21 protein-coding genes are annotated in these 24016 nt (G+C 61.5%); 16 read left to right on the top strand and 5 right to left on the bottom strand.

The features are described from left to right. Positions 1-83 precede the first annotated feature (83 nt). A complete protein-coding gene (locus BVK86_RS10100) occupies positions 84-983 on the bottom strand; it encodes an energy transducer TonB (RefSeq protein WP_075946302.1) in 900 nt (299 codons plus the stop codon). A gap of 64 nt (positions 984-1047) precedes the next feature. Continuing rightward, the gene (gene gshB, locus BVK86_RS10095) at positions 1048-2001 is read right to left on the bottom strand and encodes a glutathione synthase (RefSeq protein ID WP_075946301.1); all 954 of its coding nucleotides are present in this window, start codon (positions 1999-2001) and stop codon (positions 1048-1050) included. 235 nt (positions 2002-2236) lie between these two features. Here gshB and pilG point away from each other — a divergent pair, with 235 nt between their 5' ends. The 15 genes from pilG (at position 2237) to madM (ending at position 19765) form a co-directional block, all read left to right on the top strand. Further along, the gene (pilG, locus tag BVK86_RS10090; RefSeq protein WP_056854372.1) at positions 2237-2641 is read left to right on the top strand and encodes a twitching motility response regulator PilG; all 405 of its coding nucleotides are present in this window, start codon (positions 2237-2239) and stop codon (positions 2639-2641) included. Positions 2642-2698: 57 nt separating this feature from the next. Further along, positions 2699-3064, top strand: a complete 366-nt coding sequence (gene pilH, locus BVK86_RS10085; protein WP_075946300.1) for a twitching motility response regulator PilH — start codon at positions 2699-2701, stop codon at positions 3062-3064. A gap of 10 nt (positions 3065-3074) precedes the next feature. After that, the gene (locus BVK86_RS10080; protein WP_075946299.1) at positions 3075-3614 is read left to right on the top strand and encodes a chemotaxis protein CheW; all 540 of its coding nucleotides are present in this window, start codon (positions 3075-3077) and stop codon (positions 3612-3614) included. Positions 3615-3769: 155 nt separating this feature from the next. Beyond that, the gene (locus tag BVK86_RS10075) at positions 3770-5830 is read left to right on the top strand and encodes a methyl-accepting chemotaxis protein (protein ID WP_075946298.1); all 2061 of its coding nucleotides are present in this window, start codon (positions 3770-3772) and stop codon (positions 5828-5830) included. Between the two features lie 50 nt (positions 5831-5880). Beyond that, positions 5881-11814 carry an Hpt domain-containing protein gene (locus tag BVK86_RS10070; RefSeq protein WP_075946297.1) on the top strand — a complete coding sequence of 1978 codons (5934 nt, stop codon included), beginning with the start codon at positions 5881-5883 and terminating at the stop codon, positions 11812-11814. Then, a complete protein-coding gene (locus tag BVK86_RS10065; RefSeq protein WP_075946296.1) occupies positions 11807-12274 on the top strand; it encodes a chemotaxis protein CheW in 468 nt (155 codons plus the stop codon). Before BVK86_RS10070 ends, BVK86_RS10065 begins: the two co-directional genes overlap by 8 nt. A 251-nt stretch (positions 12275-12525) precedes the next feature. Further along, a complete protein-coding gene (gene mdcA / locus BVK86_RS10060; RefSeq protein WP_075946295.1) occupies positions 12526-14196 on the top strand; it encodes a malonate decarboxylase subunit alpha in 1671 nt (556 codons plus the stop codon). Next, positions 14196-15071 carry a triphosphoribosyl-dephospho-CoA synthase gene (locus tag BVK86_RS10055; RefSeq protein ID WP_075946294.1) on the top strand — a complete coding sequence of 292 codons (876 nt, stop codon included), beginning with the start codon at positions 14196-14198 and terminating at the stop codon, positions 15069-15071. The genes mdcA and BVK86_RS10055 overlap by 1 nt, the downstream gene beginning before the upstream one ends. Continuing rightward, positions 15071-15370: a malonate decarboxylase subunit delta gene (locus BVK86_RS10050; protein WP_075946293.1), complete on the top strand. Its 300-nt coding sequence runs from the start codon at positions 15071-15073 to the stop codon at positions 15368-15370. Before BVK86_RS10055 ends, BVK86_RS10050 begins: the two co-directional genes overlap by 1 nt. Beyond that, entirely contained in the window at positions 15363-16214 is an 852-nt protein-coding gene (locus BVK86_RS10045; RefSeq protein WP_075946292.1) for a biotin-independent malonate decarboxylase subunit beta, read from the top strand. Before BVK86_RS10050 ends, BVK86_RS10045 begins: the two co-directional genes overlap by 8 nt. Beyond that, positions 16211-17014: a biotin-independent malonate decarboxylase subunit gamma gene (mdcE, locus tag BVK86_RS10040; protein ID WP_075946291.1), complete on the top strand. Its 804-nt coding sequence runs from the start codon at positions 16211-16213 to the stop codon at positions 17012-17014. The genes BVK86_RS10045 and mdcE overlap by 4 nt, the downstream gene beginning before the upstream one ends. Further along, positions 17008-17628: a malonate decarboxylase holo-ACP synthase gene (locus BVK86_RS10035; protein ID WP_075946290.1), complete on the top strand. Its 621-nt coding sequence runs from the start codon at positions 17008-17010 to the stop codon at positions 17626-17628. The genes mdcE and BVK86_RS10035 overlap by 7 nt, the downstream gene beginning before the upstream one ends. Continuing rightward, the gene (gene mdcH / locus BVK86_RS10030; protein ID WP_075946289.1) at positions 17625-18536 is read left to right on the top strand and encodes a malonate decarboxylase subunit epsilon; all 912 of its coding nucleotides are present in this window, start codon (positions 17625-17627) and stop codon (positions 18534-18536) included. Before BVK86_RS10035 ends, mdcH begins: the two co-directional genes overlap by 4 nt. Positions 18537-18602: 66 nt before the next feature. Next, a complete protein-coding gene (madL, locus tag BVK86_RS10025) occupies positions 18603-18995 on the top strand; it encodes a malonate transporter subunit MadL (protein WP_075946288.1) in 393 nt (130 codons plus the stop codon). A gap of 5 nt (positions 18996-19000) precedes the next feature. After that, positions 19001-19765: a malonate transporter subunit MadM gene (madM, locus tag BVK86_RS10020; RefSeq protein WP_075946287.1), complete on the top strand. Its 765-nt coding sequence runs from the start codon at positions 19001-19003 to the stop codon at positions 19763-19765. Positions 19766-19814: 49 nt separating this feature from the next. On the opposite strand, the gene BVK86_RS10015 is transcribed toward madM, so the two are convergent. Continuing rightward, positions 19815-20729 carry a LysR family transcriptional regulator gene (locus BVK86_RS10015; protein ID WP_075946286.1) on the bottom strand — a complete coding sequence of 305 codons (915 nt, stop codon included), beginning with the start codon at positions 20727-20729 and terminating at the stop codon, positions 19815-19817. A gap of 132 nt (positions 20730-20861) precedes the next feature. Between BVK86_RS10015 and trhA the strand changes: the two genes are divergently transcribed. Continuing rightward, positions 20862-21479, top strand: coding sequence for a PAQR family membrane homeostasis protein TrhA (gene trhA, locus BVK86_RS10010; RefSeq protein WP_075946285.1), 618 nt, complete (start codon positions 20862-20864; stop codon positions 21477-21479). A 111-nt stretch (positions 21480-21590) separates the two neighbouring features. On the opposite strand, the gene BVK86_RS10005 is transcribed toward trhA, so the two are convergent. Continuing rightward, positions 21591-22310 (bottom strand): 16S rRNA (uracil(1498)-N(3))-methyltransferase, encoded by a 720-nt coding sequence (locus tag BVK86_RS10005; RefSeq protein ID WP_075946284.1) that lies wholly within the window; start codon positions 22308-22310, stop codon positions 21591-21593. An 84-nt stretch (positions 22311-22394) separates the two neighbouring features. Further along, positions 22395-23801, bottom strand: a complete 1407-nt coding sequence (locus tag BVK86_RS10000) for an adenosylmethionine--8-amino-7-oxononanoate transaminase (protein ID WP_075946283.1) — start codon at positions 23799-23801, stop codon at positions 22395-22397. Positions 23802-24016 lie beyond the last annotated feature (215 nt).

Raw genomic sequence — 24016 nt, 5'->3', positions numbered from 1 at the left:
AAGACGTCGGCACATCCAGCATTAATGTCGACTGGCCTGATGCCTTCGCCAGCAGGCTCGCTCCCACAGGGGATTTGTGGTGGTCAATTACTGGAAAGCCTGTCCCCTCGGGCAAACTTCCAGGTGCGAATGATTTCCAGCCGGTCAATATCCGACAGATCCCCGGTAAACGGTGCGAACGGCGCTGCCAGCCGCACGATGCGCTGGGCTGCCTGATCTAGCAGCGGCTGGCCGGAAGACTCCAGCACCAGCACTTCATAAAGCGACCCATCGCGGTTGATCGACACCATCAGGCGCAAGTTGCCATAAATCTGCTTGCGCCGGGCTTCGTCGGGGTAATTGAGGTTGCCGATGCGCTCGACCTTCTTGCGCCATTCGTCCTTGTACCAGGCGCCTTTGTCTTTCATCGTCGAGGCGGCGCTCAGGCGGTGGATGCGCGGGCGTTTGGCGTACAGCTGTTGTTCCTGGGCCAGTTCCGCTTCCAGGCTGGCGATGTCGCTGGACAGCTGTTCGGTGTCGAACGTCGGCGCGGCCACCGCAGGTTTGGTGACAGGCTTGGGTTCTTCGGTTTTGGCTGGGGCTTTCTTCGGCTTCGGCGCGACGGTGGTCACGGCAGCCTTGGGTGGGGCTTCCTGCTGTTCAGGCTTGGCTGCTGGCGGTGGCGTGACTTTTTGCACCTTGTTGTCCTGGAAAGGCGCGACCTCGGTGGTCTTGGGAATCGCCTTTTTATCCAGTGTGCCGCTGCCCTGCTGATTCTCCTGGGCGAGGAAGTCAGCCTTTTCAGGTTTCTTTTCGCTTTTGAACGTGGCGAGGGTGATTTCCAGGGTTTTGCTGATCTGCTTGGGCTCGACTACGGCGAACCCGACGCCCAGCAGCAGGGCCAAGTGAATCAAAGCCGCCAGAAACAGGGTAAAACCGAGGCGATCGGCCGGGCGCACGCCACGGTGGGCGAGCTCTGCAGGCAGATCGGACGGGAGGGTCATGGCAAAAAAACCAACATCGCGTTTTTACAGGCCGGGCATGATAACGCAATGTTGGTTTGGCTAATCAACGTGCCTTGAGCTTCTGATCGATGGCATCCATCAGCATGCCGCCAATGTCGGTGCCGAAGGCATTGTCGATCTCGCGGATGCAGGTCGGGCTGGTGACGTTGATTTCCGTCAAGTGCTCGCCAATTACGTCGAGGCCGACAAACAGCAGGCCTTTTTCGCGCAGGGTCGGGCCGACTTGCGCCGCAATCCAGCGATCCTTTTCGGTCAGCGGACGGGCTTCGCCGCGCCCCCCGGCAGCGAGGTTGCCACGGGTTTCGCCGGCAGCGGGAATACGCGCCAGGCAATAGTCCACCGGCTCGCCGTCGATCATCAGGATGCGCTTGTCGCCATCGACGATGGCCGGCAGGTAGCCCTGGATCATGATCTGCTGCTGACCGTGCAGGGTCAGGGTTTCGAGAATGACCGACAGGTTCGGATGACCGGCGGTATGACGGAAGATCGAGGAGCCGCCCATGCCATCCAGCGGCTTGAGGATCACGTCGCCGTGATGGTCGGCGAATTCACGCAGTACGTCCGGGCGGCGGCTGACGATGGTTGGCGGCGTGCACTGCGGGAACAGCGTGGCGAACAGTTTTTCGTTGCAGTCGCGCAGGCTCTGCGGTTTGTTGACCACCAGCACGCCAGCGCTTTCGGCCTGTTCCAGCAGATAGGTGGAATAGATGAATTCCATGTCGAATGGCGGATCCTTGCGCATCAGGATCACATCCAGATCGCTCAGCAGGGCGTCCTGCTCGGCATCCAGCTCGAACCATTTTTCCGGGTTGGCGAACACTTTCAACGGACGCATCCGCGCCCGAGCCTGGCCTTCGGCCTGGTACAGGTCACGCTGCTCCATATAGAACAGTTCCCAGCCACGCTTCTGCGCAGCCAGCAGCATGGCCAGCGAGCTATCCTTTTTATAGGAGATGCTGGCGATAGGGTCCATGACAATCCCGACGCGAACGCTCATGGGGTTTTCCTCGAAATGGGGGTGGCTTGATAGCGATCAAAAAGTGGCGTCAGAGTGGCGCTGAGCGGGTTCCCGGTCAAGGAAAAACCACCGCGCCGGTCGGCCGATAGATTGGTGCTGGAGACTGTGCTAAAAAGACTGCCTAGTGATGCTGGCCCTTGCGTATCAAGGGTTTCGAGCCGCCGTTAACCGGCAAACGGACAAATTGATTCACAAAGGCGACGGTAGAGCATTTATGGAACAGCACCCCAGCGCCTTGAAGGTCATGGTGATCGACGATTCGAAGACGATTCGCCGCACCGCCGAAACGCTGCTGAAAAACGTGGGTTGTGAAGTCATCACGGCCATCGACGGTTTCGATGCTCTGGCCAAGATCGCCGACAATCATCCCGGCATCATCTTTGTCGATATCATGATGCCGCGTCTGGATGGCTATCAGACCTGCGCTTTAATCAAGAACAACAGTGCTTTCAAGTCCACGCCAGTGATAATGCTGTCGTCCAAGGACGGGCTGTTCGACAAGGCCAAGGGGCGCATCGTCGGCTCCGACCAGTTTTTGACCAAGCCTTTCAGCAAGGAAGAACTGCTGAACGCGATCCAGGCCCATGTACCGGGCTTCGCCGCCGTTTTGCCGCAGTAAGACACCTACAGTGACGCTCGGCCAACGGGCCTTGCGTCGACAAGAATGGGGAAGACCATGGCACGTATTCTGATCGTCGATGATTCGCCGACTGAAATGTACAAATTGACCGGCATGCTGGAAAAGCACGGCCATGAAGTATTGAAAGCTGAAAATGGCGCCGACGGCGTGGCCCTGGCCCGCCAGGAAAAACCCGACGCCGTGCTGATGGATATCGTCATGCCCGGCCTCAACGGATTCCAGGCCACCCGTCAGCTGACCAAAGATCCGGAAACCGGGCACATCCCGGTGATCATCATCACCACCAAGGATCAGGACACCGACAAGGTCTGGGGCACGCGCCAAGGGGCCAAGGATTACCTGACCAAACCGGTGGATGAAGAAACCCTGCTTAAAACCCTGAACAACGTGCTGGCCGGTTGATCGTCCGGCCATGACCGAGTCGCTGACGGCTTTTGAATTGCTGCTGCAGATCGACCAGCGCTGTCGCTTGCTGGCGGCGGACCTGCCGTCCCAGCCGACCCGGCAGAACAGTTGGAGCGGCATCGGTTTTCGCCTGGGTGAATACGGGTATGTCGCGCCGATGGGCGAGGTCAGTGAAGTGTTGCATGAGCCGCGCTTCACCCAGGTGCCGGGGGTCAAGCCTTGGGTCAAGGGCGTCGCCAATCTGCGTGGACGCCTGCTGCCGATCATGGACCTGTGTGCCTTCCTTGGCCACGAACTGTCGGTGGCGCGCCGCCAGCGGCGGGTGCTGGTGGTGGAGCATCAGGACGTGTTCGCCGGGCTGATGGTCGATGAGGTGTTCGGCCTTCAGCACTTCGCCCAGGGGAGTCTGGAACCCGTTGCGGCCAATGCGGTTCAAGGCCCCATGGCGGCGTTTGTCGAAGGCTGCTTTGAGGGCGAGCAGAACTGGTGGGTGTTCAGCCCGTTTGCGCTGGTGCGGTCGCAGGGGTTCATGAATATCGCGGTGTAACGGTAACAGCAAAGAACCCTGTGGGAGCGAGCTGGCTCGCGGTGACGGACTGACAGCCAGCACTGATGTCGACTGATACACCGCTATCGCGAGCAAACTCACTCCCAGTGGTTCTTCGGTAATGCTGAATGGTGTGGTTTAACAGGCGAAGACCGATGATAAAAGCAAAAACAGGCAAGCCAATGGAAGGGTCGCGCAGTCGGTCGCAGATCATCGTGCTGTTCATCGCACTGATCATCTTCATCATGCTGTTGTTCGCCAACTTCGCGTACCTCAACACCCAGGCCACCTACGACAAACAGTACATCGGCCACGCCGGTGAGCTGCGCGTGCTGTCCCAGCGCATTGCCAAGAACGCCACCGAAGCCGCCGCCGGCAAGGCTGCGGCATTCAAGTTGCTCAGCGATGCGCGCAACGATTTTGCCCAGCGCTGGGGCTATCTGAAGAAAGGCGACCCGTCCACCGGCCTGCCTCCTGCACCGGCTACCGTGCGCCCGGAAATGCGCGCCGTGCAGCTGGACTGGGAACGCCTGCTGAAAAACACCGATGCCATTCTCTCGAGCGAACAGACCGTGCTGTCACTGCATCAGGTCGCCGCGACGCTGGCCGAAACCGTCCCGCAGTTGCAGGTCGAGTACGAGAAAGTGGTGGAAATTCTCCTGCAGCGCGGCGCGCCTGCGGCACAGGTGGCGATGGCCCAGCGTCAATCGTTGCTGGCCGAGCGAATTCTCGGCGCCGTCAACACGGTGCTGTCGGGCGATGAAAATTCGCAGCAGGCGGCCGACGCGTTCGGTCGCGATGCCGCGCGTTTCGGCCAGGTGCTCAATGGCATGCTCCAGGGCAACCCGGCGCTGAAAGTCAGTCAGGTCGAGGACCGTGATGCGCGCGCGCGGCTGATCGAGATTTCCGAGCTGTTCGAATTTGTCTCCGGTTCCGTCGATGAAATCCTCGAAACCTCGCCCGAACTGTTCAAGGTCAGAGAGTCGGCCACCCATATTTTCAGCCTGTCGCAAACCCTGCTCGATGAAGCTTCGCACCTGGCCAGCGGTTTCGAAAACCTCGCCGGTGGGCGCGACACCGATACCATCGGCGGCTATGTACTGGGCCTGGCGGCACTGATGTCGATCATCCTCATCGGCCTGGTGATGGTGCGGGAAACCAATCGGCAGCTGCGGGAAACCGCCGAGAAAAACGAACGTAACCAGAACGCGATCATGCGTTTGCTCGATGAGATCGAGGACCTGGCCGACGGCGACCTGACCGTGAGCGCTTCGGTGACTGAGGATTTCACCGGCACCATCGCCGACTCGATCAACTATTCCGTGGACCAGCTGCGTGATCTGGTGGCCACGATCAACCTCACTGCCGGACAGGTCGCCGCCGCCGTACAGGAAACCCAGGCCACCGCCATGCACCTGGCGCAGGCTTCCGAGCATCAGGCGCAGCAGATTTCCGAAGCGTCCACCGCGATCAACGACATGGCCCAGTCCATCGATCAGGTGTCGGCCAACGCCGCTGAATCTTCGGCGGTGGCCGAGCGTTCGGTGGAAATCGCCAACAAGGGCAACGAGGTGGTGCACAACACCATCCACGGCATGGACAACATCCGTGAACAGATCCAGGACACCGCCAAGCGGATCAAACGCCTGGGCGAGTCGTCCCAGGAAATCGGCGACATCGTCAGCCTGATCGATGACATTGCCGACCAGACCAACATCCTCGCGCTCAACGCGGCGATCCAGGCGTCCATGGCCGGTGATGCCGGGCGCGGTTTCGCAGTGGTCGCGGACGAGGTGCAGCGCCTGGCCGAACGCTCATCGGCGGCCACACGCCAGATTGAAACCCTGGTGCGGGCGATTCAGACCGACACCAATGAAGCGGTGATTTCCATGGAGCAGACCACCACCGAAGTGGTGCGTGGTGCCCGTCTGGCGCAGGATGCCGGTGTGGCCCTGGAAGAAATCGAAGGGGTCTCGAAAACCCTGGCGGCACTGATCCAGAGTATTTCCAACGCGGCACAACAACAGACGTCGTCTGCCGGTCAGATTTCCCTGACGATGAACGTGATCCAGCAGATCACCACGCAGACCTCGTCCGGTTCTACCGCCACGGCCGAGAGCATCGGCAACCTGGCGAAAATGGCCAGCCAGTTGCGGCGCTCGGTGTCCGGGTTCACCTTGCCCGCCACCAGGGCGCAGGTGGCGGACAAAGCGTGAACCGGCCCAAGGGGCAGGGCATCTTGAAAGAAGTGGTGACTGGAGTGGTTATGGGTGATCGGCACGACTACGTGGCCCTCGAGTGGGTCAAAGGCGAAATTGCCGAAACGCTGAAGCAGGCTCATCACGCGATCGAAACCCGGCTTGATGACCCGCAGGCGACACACGCCCTGAGCGAATGCCTGGCGTGCATCCACCAGGTGCATGGCAGTCTGCAGATGGTCGAATTCTACGGCGCGGCCCTGCTCGCCGAAGAAATGGAGCAACTGGTCATTGCATTGCAAGAGGGTCGCGTCAGTCATCTCGACGAAGCGCTGCACCTGATGCTGCAGGCACTGGGGCAACTGCCGATTTACCTGGACCGCGTGCAAGGCGCCCGCCGTGATTTGCCTTTAGTGGTGCTGCCGTTGATCAATGATTTGCGCAGTGCCCGGGGCGAGAGTCTGTTGTCGGAAACCAGTCTGTTCAGCCCGCAGTTGCCAGACCTGCCGCCCCTGTCTGAAGACACCCTGGCACTGCTGGAACCGGCTGAATTGCCAAGCGTGCTGCGCAAGTTGCGGCAGATGTTGCAGATGGCGCTGGTCGGTCTGTTGCGCGAGCAGGATGACGACACCCATCTCGGTTATCTGGCCAAAGTCTTCAGCCGTCTCGAAAGCTTGTGCGGTAACGCGCCGCTGAGCCCGCTGTGGCAGGTCACTTCGGCACTGGTCGAAGGCATGCGCGGTGGTGCCATCGCCAACAGTCCGGCCTTGCGCAGCCTGTTCAAGCAGGCCGACAAAGAACTCAAGCGCCTGCTCGAACAGGGCATGCACGGCGTCAATCAGCCACCGCCCGCCGAGTTGTTCAAGAGTTTGCTGTTCTACATTGCCAAGGCCGAACACCCCACCGGGCAGATGCTGACCATGAAAGATCGCTACGGACTGGACGACGCGCTGCCCGACAGCGCGATGGTCGATGAAGAACGCGCACGGCTGGCCGGTCCCGACCGCGATGCGATGCGTTCGGTATTGGCCGCGTTGTGCGAAGAACTGGTGCGGGTCAAGGAGCGCCTTGATCTGTTCGTGCGCAGCGACCGGCAACACGCCTCCGATCTCGAAAGCCTGTTGGCACCCTTGCGGCAAATCGCCGATACCCTGGCGGTGCTGGGGTTTGGGCAGCCGCGCAAGGTCATCATTGATCAACTGGCGGTGGTGCTGAGCCTCGCCCAGGGCCAGCGCGAACCTGACGATGCGATCCTCATGGATGTCGCCGGCGCCTTGCTTTATGTGGAAGCCACGCTGGCCGGCATGGTCGGCACGGTGGAGCCCGAAAGCCAGGAAGACAGCCGCCTGCCGACCACCGACCTGACGCAGATCCACCAGATCGTGATCAAGGAAGCCCGCATCTGCCTGCAACAGGCCAAGGACATGATCGTCGACTACATCGACGCCGACTGGGACCGTCAGCACTTACAACCTCTGCCGGCGCTGCTGACCCAGGTGCGTGGCGCGTTGGCGATGATTCCGTTGAGCCGGGCGGCGAGCCTGATCGAAACCTGCAATCACTTCATCCGCGAACACCTGCTGCTTGATCCGGGACAGCCGGGCTGGCAAAAGCTCGATAGCCTGGCCGACGTCATCACCAGTCTCGAATACTATCTGGAACGCCTGAGCGATGATCCGCAAGCGCTTGGCGAACAGCTGCTCGACATCGCGGAAAAAAGCCTGGCATCGCTCGGTTTCTATCCTAATGAACATTCCAGTGAGCAGCAGGTGCCGGTGCTTGACGATGTGCTGAGCCCCGGCGAAGCGCAGCTCATGCAACAACGCCAGGAGCGGGATGCGCCGGCCATCGTCCAGACCCTCGCCGATGTGCTGGCCAGCCCGGTGTCGGCCCTTAACCCGCCCGCCCTCAGTACCCCCGGCAGCCTGTTGCCGCCGCCGTCTGGCGAAGAACCGGTGGACGATGAGTTGCGGGAAGTCTTCCTCGAAGAAACCGATGAAGTCCTGGAAGTGCTTCGCGAATACCTGCCGCGCTGGTCGATCAACCCCGACAACCGTTCGGCTCTGAGTGAATTGCGCCGGGCATTTCATACCCTCAAGGGCAGTGGTCGCATGGTTCGCGCATTGGTCTTGGGCGAACTGGCCTGGGCGATGGAAAACCTGCTCAACCGTGTGCTCGAACACAGTGTTGAGCCTGGTGCCACGGTGCAGCAATTGCTCGGCGATGTGCTCAACCTGTTGCCGGAACTGGTGGCCGAATACGCCGCCAATGCGCAGCGTCAGCGCTACGATGTCGACCAATTGGCCGCGCGTGCCCATGCCTTGGCCAAGGGGGAGGAACCGGCCAGCGACGAAGACACCCAGGACGTCTCGGCCCTCGACCCGCTGTTGCTGGAGATCTTTCGCAAAGAAGCCGAAAGCCATTTGAGCAGTCTCAATCGCTATCTGGATCAGGCAGCCGAGCACCTGCCGCTCCCAGCCAGTGACGAGTTGCAGCGAGCCTTGCATACCCTCAAGGGCAGCGCGTCGATGGCGGGGGTGTTGCCGATAGCCGAACTGGCCGCGCCGCTGGATCAACTGGCGCGCGAGTACAAGGCGCATCAGGTGGCGCTGGATCTGGATGAAGTCGACCTGTTGCTCGAAGCCGAAGGCTTGTTCCGACTGGGTTTGCGTCAACTGAGAACTGATCCGCTGGGGGAAATTCCAAACGCCAAAGCATTGATCGAGCGGGCTCAGGCGATGCTGGCCGAGCGTCTGCAAAACCTCTCGAATGCGCCGAGCGCCGGGCTGCGGATCAAGCGTGATCCGCAGCTGATCAACAACTTCCTGGCCCAGGGCATGGACATCCTCCTGGATGCTGAAAGCCTGTTGCAGCGCTGGCAGCATCATCCCGGCGAACGCCAGGAACTCAGCGCGCTGCTGGACGAGTTGACCACCCTCGGCGAAGGCGCGCACCTGGCTGACCTGCATCCGGTGGACGAACTCTGCGAGGCGTTGCTTGATCTTTATGGCGCGGTGGAAGAAAGCAGTCTGGCGGTCAGCGAGACGTTTTTTCACGAGGCGCAAAGTGCCCACGAAGCGTTGATCAACATGCTCGATGAACTGGCCGCCGGCCAGGAAGTGAGCCCGCAGCCGGAGCGGATTCGCGCCTTGCACGCCTTGCTCGACCAGAGCCTCGATCCATCGGCCATGGGCCTGATTCGCAGTGACGGCAGCCGCACCTTGAGCATTCGCGACTTGTCCGATGCCACCGCCGAACTGGCACAGAGCACTTTGGCAGACCTGGCACCGACCACAGTGGCGCTGGACGACGAAATTGTCTCCATCTTCCTCGAAGAGGCGGTGGACATCCTCGACAGCGCGAACCAAGCCTTGCAGCGATGGCTGAACGACCCGCAAAACGCCGCACCGCTGTCATCGCTGCAACGCGACTTGCACACCCTCAAGGGCGGCGCACGGATGGCCGAGGTCGAACCGGTCGGTGACCTGGCCCATGAGCTGGAAAGCCTTTACGAAGGGTTGGTGGATCGCCGCTACAGCCACAGCGATGTGCTGGTGCAATTGCTGCAAAACAGTCATGACCGCTTGGCGCAACTGCTTGAGCAATTGCAGAACCATCAAGCACTGGGCGACCCGGGGGAGTTGATCGAGGCGATTCGCGCGTTCCGCCAAGGTCATGCCGCTCACGCCGAGGTGATCGAACCTGCGGCCAGCAACGACTCTGCCCATCACGACAGCGAACTGCTGGACATCTTCCTCGAGGAAGGTTTCGACATCATCGAAAGCTCCAGCGCGGCACTGGTGCGCTGGCAGGCTGAGCCTTCGAATCGTCAGGAAGTGGAAACCCTGCTGCGCGACTTGCACACCCTCAAGGGCGGTGCGCGCATGGTCGAAATCGCGCCGATCGGTGACTTGGCCCATGAGCTGGAGTTTCTTTACGAAGGCGTGGCGAGCGGCGACCTGAAACCCACCGGGGCGTTGTTTGAATTGCTGCAGCGCAGCCACGACCGGCTGGCGCAAATGCTGGATGCCGCCCGTGCCGGTGAGCCGCTGCCGCCCGCCGACCGACTGCTGGACGCGATCAAGAACTTCAGCCATCCGGCCGTGCCTGAGCCCCCCGCACCGGTCGCTCTGCCTGCTGCAAAAACCGAAGCGCCAGTGCTGCCGCCCGATGCTGGCGCGGACATGGTCAAGGTCTCGGCAGAACTGCTCGACGACCTGGTCAACCTGGCCGGCGAAACCTCGATTTTCCGTGGCCGGATCGAACAGCAGGTCAGCGATGCGCAGATAGCGCTCAACGAAATGGAAACCACCATCGAGCGGATGCGTGATCAATTGCGCCGCCTCGACACCGAAACCCAGGGCCGGATCCTCAGCCGTCAGCAAGTCGACGGCGAACGCCAGGGCTACGAAGAATTCGACCCGCTGGAGATGGACCGTCACTCGCAATTGCAGCAACTGTCGCGGGCACTGTTCGAGTCCGCCTCTGACTTGCTGGATCTCAAGGAAACCCTCGACCGGCGCAACCATGATGCGCAAAACCTGCTGCAACAGCAGGGCCGCATCAACACCGAGTTGCAGGAAGGCCTGATGCGCACGCGCATGGTTCCGTTCGAGCGGATGCTGCCGCGCTTGAAGCGCATTGTCCGTCAGGTGGCCGGCGAGTTGGGCAAGGACGTCGAGTTCATCGTCGGCAACGCCGAAGGCGAGATGGATCGCAACGTGCTTGAGCGCATGGCCGCACCGCTCGAACACATGCTGCGCAATGCCGTGGACCATGGCCTTGAATCCGCCGAAGTGCGTGTCGCGGCGGGGAAACCGGCGCAAGGGCGAATCACTCTGGACTTGTTGCGCGAAGGCGGAGACATCATTTTCGATATTCGTGACGACGGTGCCGGTGTGCCGCTGGACGCGGTGCGGCGCAAGGCGATCAAGCGCGGCCTGCTCGATCCGGACAGCGACATCAGCGACCGCGACGTCCTGCAATTTATCCTGCAACCGGGGTTTTCCACGGCTGAGAAAATCACCCAGATTTCCGGTCGTGGTGTCGGCATGGACGTGGTGCACGAAGAGGTGCGGCAACTGGGCGGCACCATGAGCATCGATTCGGTGCCGGGGCAGGGTGTGCATTTCCGCATTCGCCTGCCATTCACGGTGTCGGTCAACCGCGCGCTGATGGTGCAATGCGCTGAAGATCAATATGCGATCCCGCTGAACACCATCGACGGCATCGTCCGCGTCTTGCCCAACGAGCTCGAAGGGCATTTCCGTCTCGATCCGCCCACCTACGAGTACGCCGGGCAACGCTACGAACTGTGCTATCTGGGCGAGCTGCTGAAAACCAGTCCCCGCCCCAAACTCCTGGGCCAGGGCCTGCCGCTGCCGGTGTTGCTGGTGCAATGCAACGATCGGCACATCGCGGTGCAGGTCGACGCCATGGCCGGCACCCGCGAGATCGTGGTGAAGAGCCTTGGGCCGCAATTCGCTGCCGTGCAGGGGGTGTCCGGGGCGACGATTCTGGGGGATGGCCGGGTGGTGTTGATTCTGGATCTGTTGGCGCCGATCCGCGCCCTGCAGGCCCGGGTGCCACAACGTCCGGGAAGTCATGAAGTCGAGGCCGAGCCGCAGCGTCCGTTACTGGTGATGGTGGTCGACGACTCGGTCACGGTGCGCAAGGTCACCAGCCGTTTGCTCGAACGTCACGGCATGAACGTGCTGACCGCCAAGGACGGCGTCGACGCCATGCTGCTGCTGGAAGAACACATGCCGGACCTGATGCTGCTGGACATCGAAATGCCGCGCATGGACGGCTTCGAAGTGGCGACCCAGGTGCGCAACGATGAGCGCTTGCAGCACTTGCCGATCATCATGATCACCTCGCGCACCGGCCAGAAACACCGCGACCGGGCGATGGCCATCGGCGTCAACGACTACCTCGGCAAGCCGTACCAGGAATCGGTATTGCTTGAAAGCATTGCCCTATGGAGCAAAACCCATGCTTGAGCGGCTGATCAGCCAGCGCACCAGCCACCTTACCGGCCTGTTGCTGCCTCTGGCCGACCGTAACCTGATCTTGCCCAACGTCGCGGTCGCCGAGCTGATTGACTACCAGCCTGCGGCGTTCGATCTGGACACGCCGCCGTGGTATCTGGGCCGGGTGACGTGGCGCAACCGGCAGATTCCACTGCTCAGTTTCGAGTCGGCCTGCGGGCAGAAAATCGTCATTGGCGAGCGGGCGCGGATCGTCATTCTCAATGCGCTGGGCGGGCGGCCGGGGCTTAAATTCATTGCGATGCTGGTGCAGGGGATTCCACGCTCATACAAGCTCGACAGTCAATTGAGCTATGTCGACGTGCCGCTGTGTGCACTGGAAAAAGCGGCGGTGCAGGTGGCGGATCAAGTGGCCAAAGTGCCGGACTTGCTGGCGCTGGAGGAGTTGCTTGTGACTGCCGGGTTGTCCTGACTGGCCCCCGTGGCGAGGAAGCTTGCTCCCGCTGGGGCGCGGAGCGGCCCTAAATCCAGGCGACCGGGTTGCTTCAGAGACACCTCATGGGGCAGATTGACGACTGCGTCGCAGCCGAGCGGGAGCGAGCTCCCTCGCTACATTGGGGTTGTTCGTTACGGTGACCGTAACTATCCACCACTCTGCTTGATTGATGCCCCACACCCAACACTCCTAAGGTAGCTCCACGACAGCGAACCCGTGGAGTGGTCATGACTACAACAATATCCCCCGACGCGCGTTGGACGCGGCGACGCAGCGAAAAGCAGCGGCGTCTCGAACAGGTGCGAGGTCTTGCCGACGGTGTGGTGTTGCCTACCGACAACATCGTCGCGGCGCTCGAGGCGTTGATCCTGCCGGGCGATCGCGTGGTGCTGGAGGGCAACAACCAGAAACAGGCGGATTTCCTTTCCCGGTCCCTGGCCAAGGTTGACCCGGCCAAGCTCCACGACCTGCACATGATCATGCCCAGCGTCGGCCGCTCTGAGCACCTGGACCTGTTCGAACGCGGCATCGCCCGCAAGCTCGATTTCTCTTTCGCCGGCACCCAGAGCCTGCGCATCAGCCAGCTGCTTGAAGACGGCCTGCTGGAAATCGGCGCGATTCACACCTACATCGAACTCTACGCACGGCTGGTGGTGGACCTGATTCCCAACGTCGTGCTCTCGGCCGGATTCATGGCCGACCGCGCCGGCAACATCTATACCGGGCCAAGCACCGAAGACACCCCGGCGCTGATCGAGCCGGCGGCGTTCAGCGACGGCATCGTGATTGTTCAGGTCAACCAGTTGGTGGACGACGTCAGCGATCTGCCTCGGGTCGACATTCCCGCGTCGTGGGTCGATTTTGTGGTGGTGGCCGACAAGCCGTTCTACATCGAACCGTTGTTCACTCGCGACCCACGGCACATCAAGCCTGTGCACGTGTTGATGGCGATGATGGCGATCCGCGGCATCTACGAAAAACACAACGTGCAGTCGCTCAACCACGGCATCGGTTTCAACACGGCCGCCATCGAGTTGATCTTGCCCACGTACGGTGAATCCCTCGGCCTCAAGGGCAAGATCTGCCGCAACTGGACACTCAATCCGCACCCGACGTTGATCCCCGCCATCGAAAGCGGCTGGGTTGAAAGCGTGCATTGCTTCGGCACCGAACTGGGGATGGAAAATTACATCGCCGCCCGACCCGATGTGTTCTTTACCGGGCGCGACGGCTCCCTGCGTTCCAACCGGATGTTCAGTCAGTTGGCTGGGCAGTACGCGGTCGATCTGTTCATCGGCGCCACGCTCCAGGTCGATGGCGATGGGCATTCTTCCACCGTGACCCGCGGGCGGCTGGCCGGTTTCGGCGGGGCGCCGAACATGGGCCACGACCCGCGCGGTCGTCGTCACGGCACGCCCGCCTGGCTGGATATGCGCCACGCCGACGCCGCCGAACCGATGCTCGAACGCGGCAAAAAACTGGTGGTGCAAATGGTCGAGACCTTCCAGGAGGGTGGCAAACCAACCTTTGTCGAAACCTTGGACGCCGTTGAAGTGGCGAAGAAAAGCGGTATGCCGCTGGCGCCGATCATGATCTACGGCGACGACGTTACCCACCTGCTGACTGAAGAAGGCATCGCCTATCTGTACAAGGCGCGCTCGCTTGAGGAGCGGCAGGCAATGATTGCTGCCGTCGCGGGCGTGACCGCCATCGGCCTGCGTCACAACCCCAAAGACACTGCGCGTATGCGCCGCGAAGGCCTGATCGCCTTGCCCGAAGACCTTGGTATCCGCCGCACCGATGCCACCCGTGAACTGCTCGCCGCGAAAAGCGTGGCCGATCTGGTCGAGTGGTCGGGTGGCCTCTACAACCCGCCCGCCAAGTTCAGGAGCTGGTAATGCACGCACTCAACCTGCAACCGAAAACCCTGAGTCTGGCCGAAAGGCTGGCGGACCTGGCAGTGGACGCACTGATCGACGAAGCGGACCTGTCGCCGAAACCGGCACTGGTCGACCGTCGCGGCAATGGTGCCCATACCGATTTGCACCTCGGGCTGATGCACGCCTCGGCGCTGGCCTTGTGGCCGGCGTTCAAGGAAATGGCTGAAGTGGCGATCGAACTCGGTGAAATCGGATTGCCGCTGCGCGAAGCCGTTGGCCGTATCGGCCGTGACGGCGAGCAAGCGATGCTCGCCACCACCCATGGCGTGAATACCCATCGCGGGGCGATCTGGGCGTTGGGCCTGTTGGTCGCTGCCGCCGCCCTGGAGCCGGACTCCAGCGCCGCCAGTGCCATCGCGGTGCGCGCGGCGAGGCTGGCCTTGCTCGACGATCGCTACGCACCGCGACCACTCAGCCACGGCGCGCAAGTCGCCCAACGCTACGGTGCGCGGGGTGCTCGTGAAGAAGCGCAATTGGCTTTCCCGGCCGTGACCCAGCGCGCGCTGCCGCAGCTCAAACGCAGCCGCACCGACGGGCATGGCGAACAGAACGCACGGCTCGATGCCTTGCTCGCGATCATGACGAATCTGGCCGACACCTGCGTGCTGTACCGCGCCGGAGAAGAAGGCTTGCGCACCATGCAACTCGGCGCCCAAGCGGTGCTCGATGCCGGTGGCAGTGCCAGCCTCGCCGGACGTCGTCGCCTGCACGAGCTGGACCAGCAACTCATCGCATTGAACGCCTCGCCCGGCGGTGCTGCCGACTTGCTCGCAGCCTGCCTGTTTATCGACCGTGTCGAGTCGGGCGAAAGCCTTATACAGGGAGCTTTCTGATGGAAACCTTATCCTTTGAATTCCCGGCCGGGCAGCCACCACGCGGTCGCACGCTGGTGGGTTGTGTCGGCTCCGGCGATCTCGAAGTCATGATCGAACCGGGGCAGGCGGGCAAATTGACCATCACCGTGCAGACCTCGGTCAACGGCAGTGAACAGCGCTGGCAGCATCTGTTTGCACGGATGTTCGACGGCCAGACGCCAGCGGCCATGCACATCGACATCCACGATTTCGGCGCCACCCCCGGCGTAGTCCGCCTGCGTCTGGAACAAGGCTTCGAGGAGATCGGCCATGACTGACAGCGCAGCGTTGCTGACCAAACACAGCTTCGTCGAACTCGGGGCGCGGCAGCGGGCAAAAGCCTTGCTCGATGCCGGCACCTTTCGCGAGTTGCTCGACCCGTTTCAGCGGATCATGTCGCCGTGGTTGTCCCGCCAGGGCGTGGTGCCGCAAGCCGATGACGGTGTGGTGATCGCCAAAGGCAGCCTCGATGGCCTGCCGGTGGTGATCGCCGCCATCGAAGGCGCTTTCCAGGGCGGCAGCCTCGGTGAAGTCGGCGGGGCAAAAATTGCCGGTGCGCTGGAACTGGCCGCCGAAGATAACCGCAAAGGCATCCCGACCCGCGCCGTGTTGCTGCTGGAAACCGGCGGCGTGCGTTTGCAGGAGGCCAACCTGGGCCTGGCGGCGATTGCCGATATCCACGCGGCGATTGTCGACTTGCAGCAGTACCAACCGGTGGTTGCAGTGGTGGCGGGCAGCGTCGGTTGCTTCGGCGGCATGTCGATTGCCGCCGGGTTGTGCAGCTACTTGCTGGTGACCCAGGAAGCGCGGCTTGGCCTCAACGGTCCGCAGGTGATCGAGCAGGAGGCCGGGCTTGAGGAGTACGACTCCCGGGATCGTCCGTTCATCTGGAGCCTGACCGGTGGCGAACAGCGCTTCGCCAGTGGATTGGTGGATCGTTATGTCGCGGATGACGTTGCGCAGATCCAGCAGCAGGTCGGTGAGTTGCTCAAGCAAGGCTTGCCGGCGCAGCCGCGCAGCCGACAGGCCGACCTGTTCCTGCAACGCTTGGCGCGTCTGAATGCTGAACCGCAAATCGAACCCTCCGTGGTTCGCGACCTGTACCAAGGAGAGCGCTCATGAGTGCGAATTCCCTCAGAGGCTTGAACTGGTTCAACGCCTTGAGCGCCGATGCCGGACCGGTCGCCGGTTTGCCGGCCTCGCTGAAAGTCGCCGATGGTTTATTGGCCGGGCAACCGGTGCGGTTTATCGCCGTGGTGGCCGACGCGGAAAACCGTTTCGTCCGCGCTCGTCATGGTGAGGTCGGTCTGCTCGAAGGCTGGGGTCTGGCCAGGGCGGTGGATGAAGTCATCGCCGCTGACCAGGACAAACCGCAGAAACGCGCCTTGATCGCTATCGTCGATGTGCCGAGTCAGGCCTATGGTCGGCGCGAAGAAGCCCTCGGTATCCATCAGGCCCTGGCCGGCGCGGCGGACAGCTATGCCCGTGCACGTCTGGCGGGTCATGCGGTGATCGGTCTGCTGGTGGGCAAGGCGATGTCCGGGGCATTTCTCGCTCACGGTTATCAAGCCAACCGTTTGATTGCCCTGCGTGATCCGGGGGTGATGGTGCATGCCATGGGCAAGGCCTCGGCGGCGCGGGTAACCTTGCGCAGCGTCGAAGAGCTGGAAACCCTGGCCGCCAGCGTGCCGCCAATGGCCTATGACATCGACAGCTATGCCAGCCTTGGGTTGCTGTGGGAAATCTTGTCGGTGGAGCAGATCGAACAGCCGACTTCGGCGGATCTGGCGCGGGTGACTGACTGCCTGACACAAGCGATTGGCGATGTGGCGCAGAAGGGGGCCGATCTCAGCGGTCGTCTCGGTGCGACGAACCGTGCGGCTTCGAGCAAGGTTCGCCAATTGCTGAGAGAGCAGTGGTGAACACGTTTCCGGCCCACGACCTGCTCTGGGGCATGACCCCGGCGCAGTTGCCCGCGGACGCGCCTGCGTGGGCGGTCGAGTCGCTCAGTGCCGGGCAACCGGTGGTGGTGCGGCGCGCGATGTCGACGGCGGGTCGGATCGCGGTTGGCGTGCGTGGCCGTTTGCGTGAGCAGCGTTTTGCGACGTCGATGGCGATTGCCGCGATCACCCGTCGCGTCACGCCGGAAGAACTCTGTCACCTCGACGCTGAGCGTCATTTGCCGGCCCTTGAAGCCTTGGCTCAATTGCGGCCTGCACTGGATGCCTGCGGTTGGGTCTGGGGTGTCAGCGGCAGCGCCGGGTTCGAACTGGCCAGCGGTTTTGCAGCCCTTCATCAGGGCAGCGACCTGGACCTGATCCTGCGCACGCCGCAACCGCTGGCGCGGGATCAGGCTCGTGAACTGTTGGCGTTGCTGGACGCGGCGCCCTGCGTGGTCGACATGCAACTGCAGACGCCGTTGGGCGGTGTTGCCTTGCGCGAATGGGCTGGCACTTCGCATCGGGTACTGCTGAAAAACACCTGCGAAGCCCTTCTGGTGACGGATCCGTGGAACCCGCAGGAGCAAGCGGCGTGAGCAGCTTGCTGGTGTTCCCGGGGCAGGGCGCGCAGCAGCCGGGCATGCTTCAGCGTTTGCCTGCGCATACCTTGAGCGAGGCGAGCGACGTACTCGGTGAAGACGTTTTGCTGCTCGATTGCGCCGAGGCACTGCAGTCGACAAGGGCGGTGCAGCTTTGCCTGTTGATCGCTGGCGTGGCGGCTTCACGGCAGTTGGCGATGGCTCCGGATTACGTCGCAGGGCTTTCCATCGGCGCCTATCCGGCAGCGGTGGTGGCTGGTGCACTGGAATTCAGCGATGCACTGCAGCTGGTCAGCCTGCGCGGTGAACTGATGCAGCGGGCGTATCCACAGGGCTACGGCATGACCGCGATCATCGGTCTCGACCTGGCCACCGTGGAAGGTTTGCTGGCGCAGGTTCACAGTGTCGACACGCCGGTTTACCTGGCCAACATCAACGCCGATAACCAACTGGTGATTGCCGGCAGTGAGGGCGCAATGAAAGCCGTGGCCGAGTTGGCACGAGCTTGCGGGGCAGGGCTGGCCAAGCGTCTGGCAGTGAGCGTGCCGTCGCATTGTCCGCTGCTGGACGCGCCAGCGAAAACCCTTGCCGAAGCCTTCGCCAAGGTGCCGCTGCAAACACCCCGGATCGGCTACCTGAGCGGCAGTCGCGCGCGGCCAGTGGCCCGCGTCGATGCCCTGCGCGACGACCTCGCCTTTAACATGTGCCGCGTGGTGGATTGGCGCGGCACCGTGCAAAGCGCCTACGAGCGTGGCGTACGTCTACAGATCGAACTGCCGCCCGGTGCGGTGCTGACCGGGCTGGCGCGCCGGGTGTTCGAGCAAGGCACCGTGATGGCCTTCGACGGTGCACGCCTCGATACCCTGCAGGCGCTGATGCGTGAGGAGGGAAGCCGCCAATCCTAGACCACCCGACTTAAGGCTTCGAACAACAAAAACAACATTCGACGATGCACTTTGAGGACAACAACAATGATTATCTACGGTGTGGCATTTCTCGGCTTTTGTACCCTAGTGGGTATTTTCATTGGCGAACTGCTCGGCAAACTGATTGGCGTACCGGCCAACGTCGGCGGCGTCGGGATTGCGATGCTGCTGCTGATTGGCCTGGGCAGCTATCTCAATAAAAACGGTTGGTTCAAAGGCAAGACCGAACAGGGCGTGGAGTTCTGGAGTGCGGTCTATATTCCGATTGTCGTCGCCATGGCGGCCCAGCAAAACGTGTATGGCGCGCTCAAGGGTGGGCCGATGGCGATCCTGGCGGGGACGGCGGCGGTGGTGATTGCCTTCGCCCTGGTGCCGGTGCTGGTGCGTATCGGTAACAAAGAGCCGTCTGCGATCAATCCTGCGAAGACAGTGGGGTAATCGCCATGTACGAATCGATGATGAAGGTGATTACCGGTTACGGGCTGATCAGTGGCTTTCTGATTGTCGGCGTGACCATGTGGGTGTCCTACTGGATTTCCAATACGTTCACCAAAGGTCGCCTGCACGGCTCGGCCATTGCCATTCTTTTGGGGCTGCTGCTGTCCTATGTTGGTGGTGCGCTGACAGGGGGTCAAAAAGGCGTGGTGGACATTCCGTTATTGTCCGGGATCGGCCTGCTCGGCGGGGCGATGTTGCGGGATTTTGCCATCGTGGCAACGGCATTTGGCGTCAGTGTCGATGAGCTCAAGCGTGCCGGGTTTGTCGGCGTGCTGGCACTGTTCGTCGGTGTGGGCACTTCATTCATCGCGGGTGTCGCAGTGGCGATGGCGTTCGGTTACACCGATGCGGTGAGCCTGACCACCATCGGTGCCGGTGCGGTGACCTACATTGTCGGGCCGGTGACCGGCGCGGCCATCGGTGCCAGTTCCGAAGTCATGGCGCTGTCGATTGCGGCGGGCTTGATCAAGGCGATTCTGGTGATGGTGATGACACCGTTCGTGGCGCCGCTGATCGGCTTGAACAATCCGCGCAGCGCAGTGATCTTCGGCGGATTGATGGGGACTTCCAGTGGTGTGGCCGGCGGGTTGGCGGCGACTGATCCGAAACTGGTGCCTTATGGTTGCCTGACGGCGGCGTTCTACACCGCGCTGGGTTGCCTGCTCGGGCCATCGCTGCTGTACTTGATTATTCGCGGGATTGTTGGTTGATGAGCTAATGCTTTTGTGGCGAGGGAGCAAGCTCCCTCGCCACAAGGTCTCAGACCTGCCGATTGGCATACATCCGACATTCCGCCAGCAACGCCAGCAGGTTCGGGTCGCGCTCCTTGGCTTTGAGGAACACCACGCCAATGTGCTGCTGCAACCGATACTTTTCCTGCAACGCAATCAGCTTCACCCGGTTCTCGTACACCGCCGCAATCCTCCCCGGCAGCAGCGCATAACCCACGCCCGAGCTGACCATGCTCAACAGCGTGAAGATGTCGTTGACCTGCATGGCCACCTTCGGCTCGAACCCCGCCTGCTCGAATACCCGCTTGCCATCCTGATGCGTGGCAAAGCCCTGGGTCAGGGTGATGAAGGTTTCATCGCGGACCTCGGCGAGGTCGACTTCAGTCCGTTGTGCGAACTTCGAATCGGCCGGTGTGGCGAGGAAAATGTCGTCGGAGAACAGCGGGATGTGTTCCAGGTCCGGGTCGATGATGCTGTCGTCCAGCGACACCAGGATCGCGTCGACTTCCATGTTCTTGAGTTTGTACAGCAGGTCGAAATTCGAGCCGAGAATCAGATCGATGTTCAGCTCGCTGCGGCGGATTTTCAGGCCCATGATCAGTTGCGGCACGGTCTTCACCGTCAGCGAATACAGCGAACCCAATTTGAAGCGCTCGGCGGAAAAGCCGGCGGCTTCGCGGGTCAGGCGCACACTTTCGACGACGTCCTGAATCAGCTTTTGCGCCCGCTCTTCCAGCACATAGGCACTCTCCAGCGGCGTCAGGTTGCGGCCTTCGTGCTTGAACAGCGGGCAGCGCAGGGCACTTTCCAAAGAGTGGATGGCGCGGTGAACGCTGACGTTGCTGGTCTGCAACTCGACGGCGGCCCGGGCCAGGTTACCGGTGCGCATGAAGGCCAGGAACACCTCTAGTTTTTTCAGGGTCAACTCTTCATCGATCAGCATGGGGGCGGACTCTTTTTGGAATGACCCGATTGTGCCCAATTCAACTGGGCGCGTCGTTCGGAAACATTGCGCTTTTACGCTTGAAGCCTGAGCCTTGCGCATGGCGGTAAAGCATCTTGAGGTAAGCGAGACATGTATCACGGGGAAAGATTGAACGCCTGGACGCATTTGGTCGGGGCGCTGGCGGCGATGGTCGGGGTGGTATGGATGTTGGTGATCGCCAGCATGGACGGCAGCCCATGGAAAATCGTCAGCGTGGCGATTTACGGTTTTACTTTGATGTCGCTCTACAGCGCTTCGACCGTGTACCACAGTGTGCGCGGGCGCAAGAAAGCGATCATGCAGAAGGTCGATCACTTTTCGATCTACCTGCTGATTGCCGGCAGCTATACGCCGTTCTGTCTGGTAACGCTGCGTGGGCCTTGGGGCTGGACGTTGTTCGGGATCGTCTGGGGGCTGGCGCTGATCGGCATCCTGCAAGAGATCAAGCCACGTTCGGAGGCACGGATTCTGTCGATCGTGATTTACGCGGTGATGGGCTGGATCGTGTTGGTGGCGGTCAAGCCATTGCTGGCGGCATTGGGCAGCGCCGGGTTTGCCTGGCTGGCTTCGGGTGGTGTGTTGTACACCGTGGGGATTATCTTTTTTGCCCTCGATCATCGCCTGCGCCATGCCCATGGGATCTGGCATTTGTTTGTGATCGCGGGGAGTTTGCTGCACTTTGTAGCGATTTTCTTCTACGTTTTGTAAACCGAGTCGCGGCCAATCGCTGGCAAGCCAGCTCCCCCAGGATTGTGGTTGGAACACGGATAATGTGTTCGACAAAAAAACTGTGGGAGCTGGCTTGCCAGCGATGGGGCCTTAGAAGTCACCCCAAAGTTGCTGGGCCACCGCCAACGCCACTACCGGCGCGGTCTCGGTCCGCAACACCCGCGGACCAAGGCGGGCGGCATGAAAACCGTTGGCCTTGGCCTGTTCGACTTCGGCATCCGACAATCCGCCTTCAGGGCCGATCAGGAAGGCCAATGTCGCAGGCTTGGCATGACTCACCAGCGGCTCAGCCACCGGATGCAAGACGAGCTTCAACTCAGCCTGCGTCTGCTTCAACCAATCCGCCAACAACAGCGGCGGATGAATTAAAGGCACTCGCGAACGCCCGCACTGTTCGCACGCGCTGATCGCCACCTGCCGCCAATGCAGCAGACGCTTGTCGGCGCGCTCGTCCTTGAGCCGGACTTCGCAGCGATCGCTGAAAATCGGCGTGATTTCAGTGACACCCAGTTCAGTGGCTTTCTGAATCGCCCAATCCATACGCTCGCCACGGGACAAGCCCTGGCCGAGGTGGATCTGCAAAGGCGATTCGACCTGGCCGGCGAAGCTTTCATCGATCTGCACCACCACGCGCTTCTTGCCGACTTCGAGCAGCCGGGCGCGAAACTCCTGGCCCGAGCCGTCGAACAACTGCAACGCATCGCCCTCGGCCATACGCAGCACGCGGCTGATGTAGTGGGCCTGGGCTTCGGGCAATTCGTGTTCGCCGGTGCTCAGGGGGGCATCGATGAAGAAGCGGGACAGTCTCATGTTGGGTCTCTACTCAATTCGATCGGAGTCGCTTTTTGTGGCGAGGGAGCTTGCTCCCTCGCCACAGGGGTTGTGCAATGACTGTCAGCCCGGATCACGGAACCCCGGATGGAAATCCTTGGGCACTGAAACACTCATGCTGTCGTGGGTCGCGATGTCGATCCCTTCGCTTGCCACTTCGGCCAGAAAGTCGATCTGTTCCGGGGTGATCACGTACGGCGGAAGGAAATACACCACGCTGCCCAACGGCCGCAGCAAGGCACCACGCCCCAGCGCATGCTGAAACACCTTCAGACCGCGACGTTCCTGCCACGGATAAGCTTCTTTGGTCGCCTTGTCCTTGACCATCTCGATTGCCAGCACCATGCCGGTCTGGCGCACTTCCGAGACGTTCGGGTGATCGACCAGATGCGCGGTGGAGGAGGCCATGCGCTGGGCCAGAGCCTTGTTGTTCTCGATGACGTTGTCTTCTTCGAAGATGTCCAGCGTCGCCAACGCCGCCGCGCACGCCAGCGGGTTGCCGGTGTAGCTGTGCGAGTGCAGGAACGCGCGAAGGGTCGGGTAGTCGTCGTAGAAGGCGCTGTAGACCTCGTCGGTGGTGATGCACGCTGCCAGCGGCAGGTAGCCGCCGGTCAGGGCCTTGGACAGGCAGAGAAAATCCGGGCGGATGCCGGCCTGTTCGCAGGCGAACATGGTCCCGGTGCGACCGAAGCCGACGGCGATTTCGTCGTGAATCAGGTGCACGCCGTAGCGATCGCAGGCATCGCGCAGCAGCTTGAGGTACACCGGGTGGTACATGCGCATGCCGCCGGCGCCCTGGATCAACGGCTCGACAATGACGGCAGCGACGCTGTCGTGGTTCTCTGCCAGGGTCTGTTCCATCGCCGCGAACATGTTGCGCGAGTGTTCTTCCCAGCTCATGCCGTCGGGACGCAGGTAGCAATCCGGACTCGGCACCTTGATGGTGTCCAGCAACAGCGCCTTGTAGGTTTCGGTGAACAGCGGCACGTCGCCCACCGACATCGCCGCCATGGTTTCGCCGTGGTAGCTGTTGGTCAGGGTGACAAAACGTTTCTTGTTCGGCTGGCCGCGGTTGAGCCAGTAGTGAAAGCTCATTTTCAGCGCGACTTCGATGCAGGACGACCCGTTATCGGCGTAGAAGCATCGGGTCAGGCCTTCCGGCGTCATCTTCACCAGGCGTTCGGACAGCTCGATCACCGGTTGATGACTGAAACCGGCAAGGATCACGTGTTCCAGTTGATCGACCTGGTCCTTGATGCGCTGGTTGATCCGCGGATTGGTGTGGCCGAACACGTTGACCCACCAGGAACTGACCGCGTCGAGGTAGCGCTTGCCTTCGAAATCCTCCAGCCAGACGCCTTCACCGCGCTTGATCGGGATCAGCGGCAGTTGCTCGTGATCTTTCATCTGGGTGCAGGGATGCCATAACACCGCGAGATCGCGTTGCATCCACTGGTTATTCAGGCCCATTTCTTCTCTCCTCGAGGCGGTCCGCGGCAGGCGCGAACAAACAATCGCGCAAGCCTATGCAATGCACGCCACCGGGACAACCCATTGTGTCGATTGAGCTACTTTGTACAGGCCGATAGACGTTGCTGGCGGGCGTCTGAAGCCTGACGTATCCTTCACGGCTCTTGAGTCGTCTGGCTCGCACAAATCGCTATTTTTCGTGTATTTCCGGAGTT

The organism is Pseudomonas reinekei (assembly GCF_001945365.1).
GTDB classification, from domain to species: domain Bacteria; phylum Pseudomonadota; class Gammaproteobacteria; order Pseudomonadales; family Pseudomonadaceae; genus Aquipseudomonas; species Aquipseudomonas reinekei.
The sequence above is the reverse complement of the archived record's forward strand: the minus strand, read 5'-3'. Positions and strand labels throughout refer to the sequence as shown.

Bases quoted from the DNA above. Each gene is read 5' to 3' on its own strand.
- BVK86_RS10100 (WP_075946302.1), bottom strand. From the start codon at position 983: ATGACCCTCCCGTCCGATCTGCCTGCAGAGCTCGCCCACCGTGGCGTG.
- pilH (WP_075946300.1), top strand. From the start codon at position 2,699: ATGGCACGTATTCTGATCGTCGATGATTCGCCGACTGAAATGTACAAA.
- mdcE (WP_075946291.1), top strand. From the start codon at position 16,211: ATGAGTGCGAATTCCCTCAGAGGCTTGAACTGGTTCAACGCCTTGAGC.
- BVK86_RS10070 (WP_075946297.1), top strand. From the start codon at position 5,881: ATGGGTGATCGGCACGACTACGTGGCCCTCGAGTGGGTCAAAGGCGAA.
- BVK86_RS10080 (WP_075946299.1), top strand. From the start codon at position 3,075: ATGACCGAGTCGCTGACGGCTTTTGAATTGCTGCTGCAGATCGACCAG.
- pilG (WP_056854372.1), top strand. From the start codon at position 2,237: ATGGAACAGCACCCCAGCGCCTTGAAGGTCATGGTGATCGACGATTCG.
- madM (WP_075946287.1), top strand. From the start codon at position 19,001: ATGTACGAATCGATGATGAAGGTGATTACCGGTTACGGGCTGATCAGT.
- BVK86_RS10015 (WP_075946286.1), bottom strand. From the start codon at position 20,729: ATGCTGATCGATGAAGAGTTGACCCTGAAAAAACTAGAGGTGTTCCTG.
- BVK86_RS10045 (WP_075946292.1), top strand. From the start codon at position 15,363: ATGACTGACAGCGCAGCGTTGCTGACCAAACACAGCTTCGTCGAACTC.
- trhA (WP_075946285.1), top strand. From the start codon at position 20,862: ATGTATCACGGGGAAAGATTGAACGCCTGGACGCATTTGGTCGGGGCG.
- gshB (WP_075946301.1), bottom strand. From the start codon at position 2,001: ATGAGCGTTCGCGTCGGGATTGTCATGGACCCTATCGCCAGCATCTCC.
- BVK86_RS10065 (WP_075946296.1), top strand. From the start codon at position 11,807: ATGCTTGAGCGGCTGATCAGCCAGCGCACCAGCCACCTTACCGGCCTG.
- BVK86_RS10055 (WP_075946294.1), top strand. From the start codon at position 14,196: ATGCACGCACTCAACCTGCAACCGAAAACCCTGAGTCTGGCCGAAAGG.
- BVK86_RS10005 (WP_075946284.1), bottom strand. From the start codon at position 22,310: ATGAGACTGTCCCGCTTCTTCATCGATGCCCCCCTGAGCACCGGCGAA.
- BVK86_RS10075 (WP_075946298.1), top strand. From the start codon at position 3,770: ATGATAAAAGCAAAAACAGGCAAGCCAATGGAAGGGTCGCGCAGTCGG.
- BVK86_RS10000 (WP_075946283.1), bottom strand. From the start codon at position 23,801: ATGGGCCTGAATAACCAGTGGATGCAACGCGATCTCGCGGTGTTATGG.
- madL (WP_075946288.1), top strand. From the start codon at position 18,603: ATGATTATCTACGGTGTGGCATTTCTCGGCTTTTGTACCCTAGTGGGT.
- mdcA (WP_075946295.1), top strand. From the start codon at position 12,526: ATGACTACAACAATATCCCCCGACGCGCGTTGGACGCGGCGACGCAGC.
- BVK86_RS10050 (WP_075946293.1), top strand. From the start codon at position 15,071: ATGGAAACCTTATCCTTTGAATTCCCGGCCGGGCAGCCACCACGCGGT.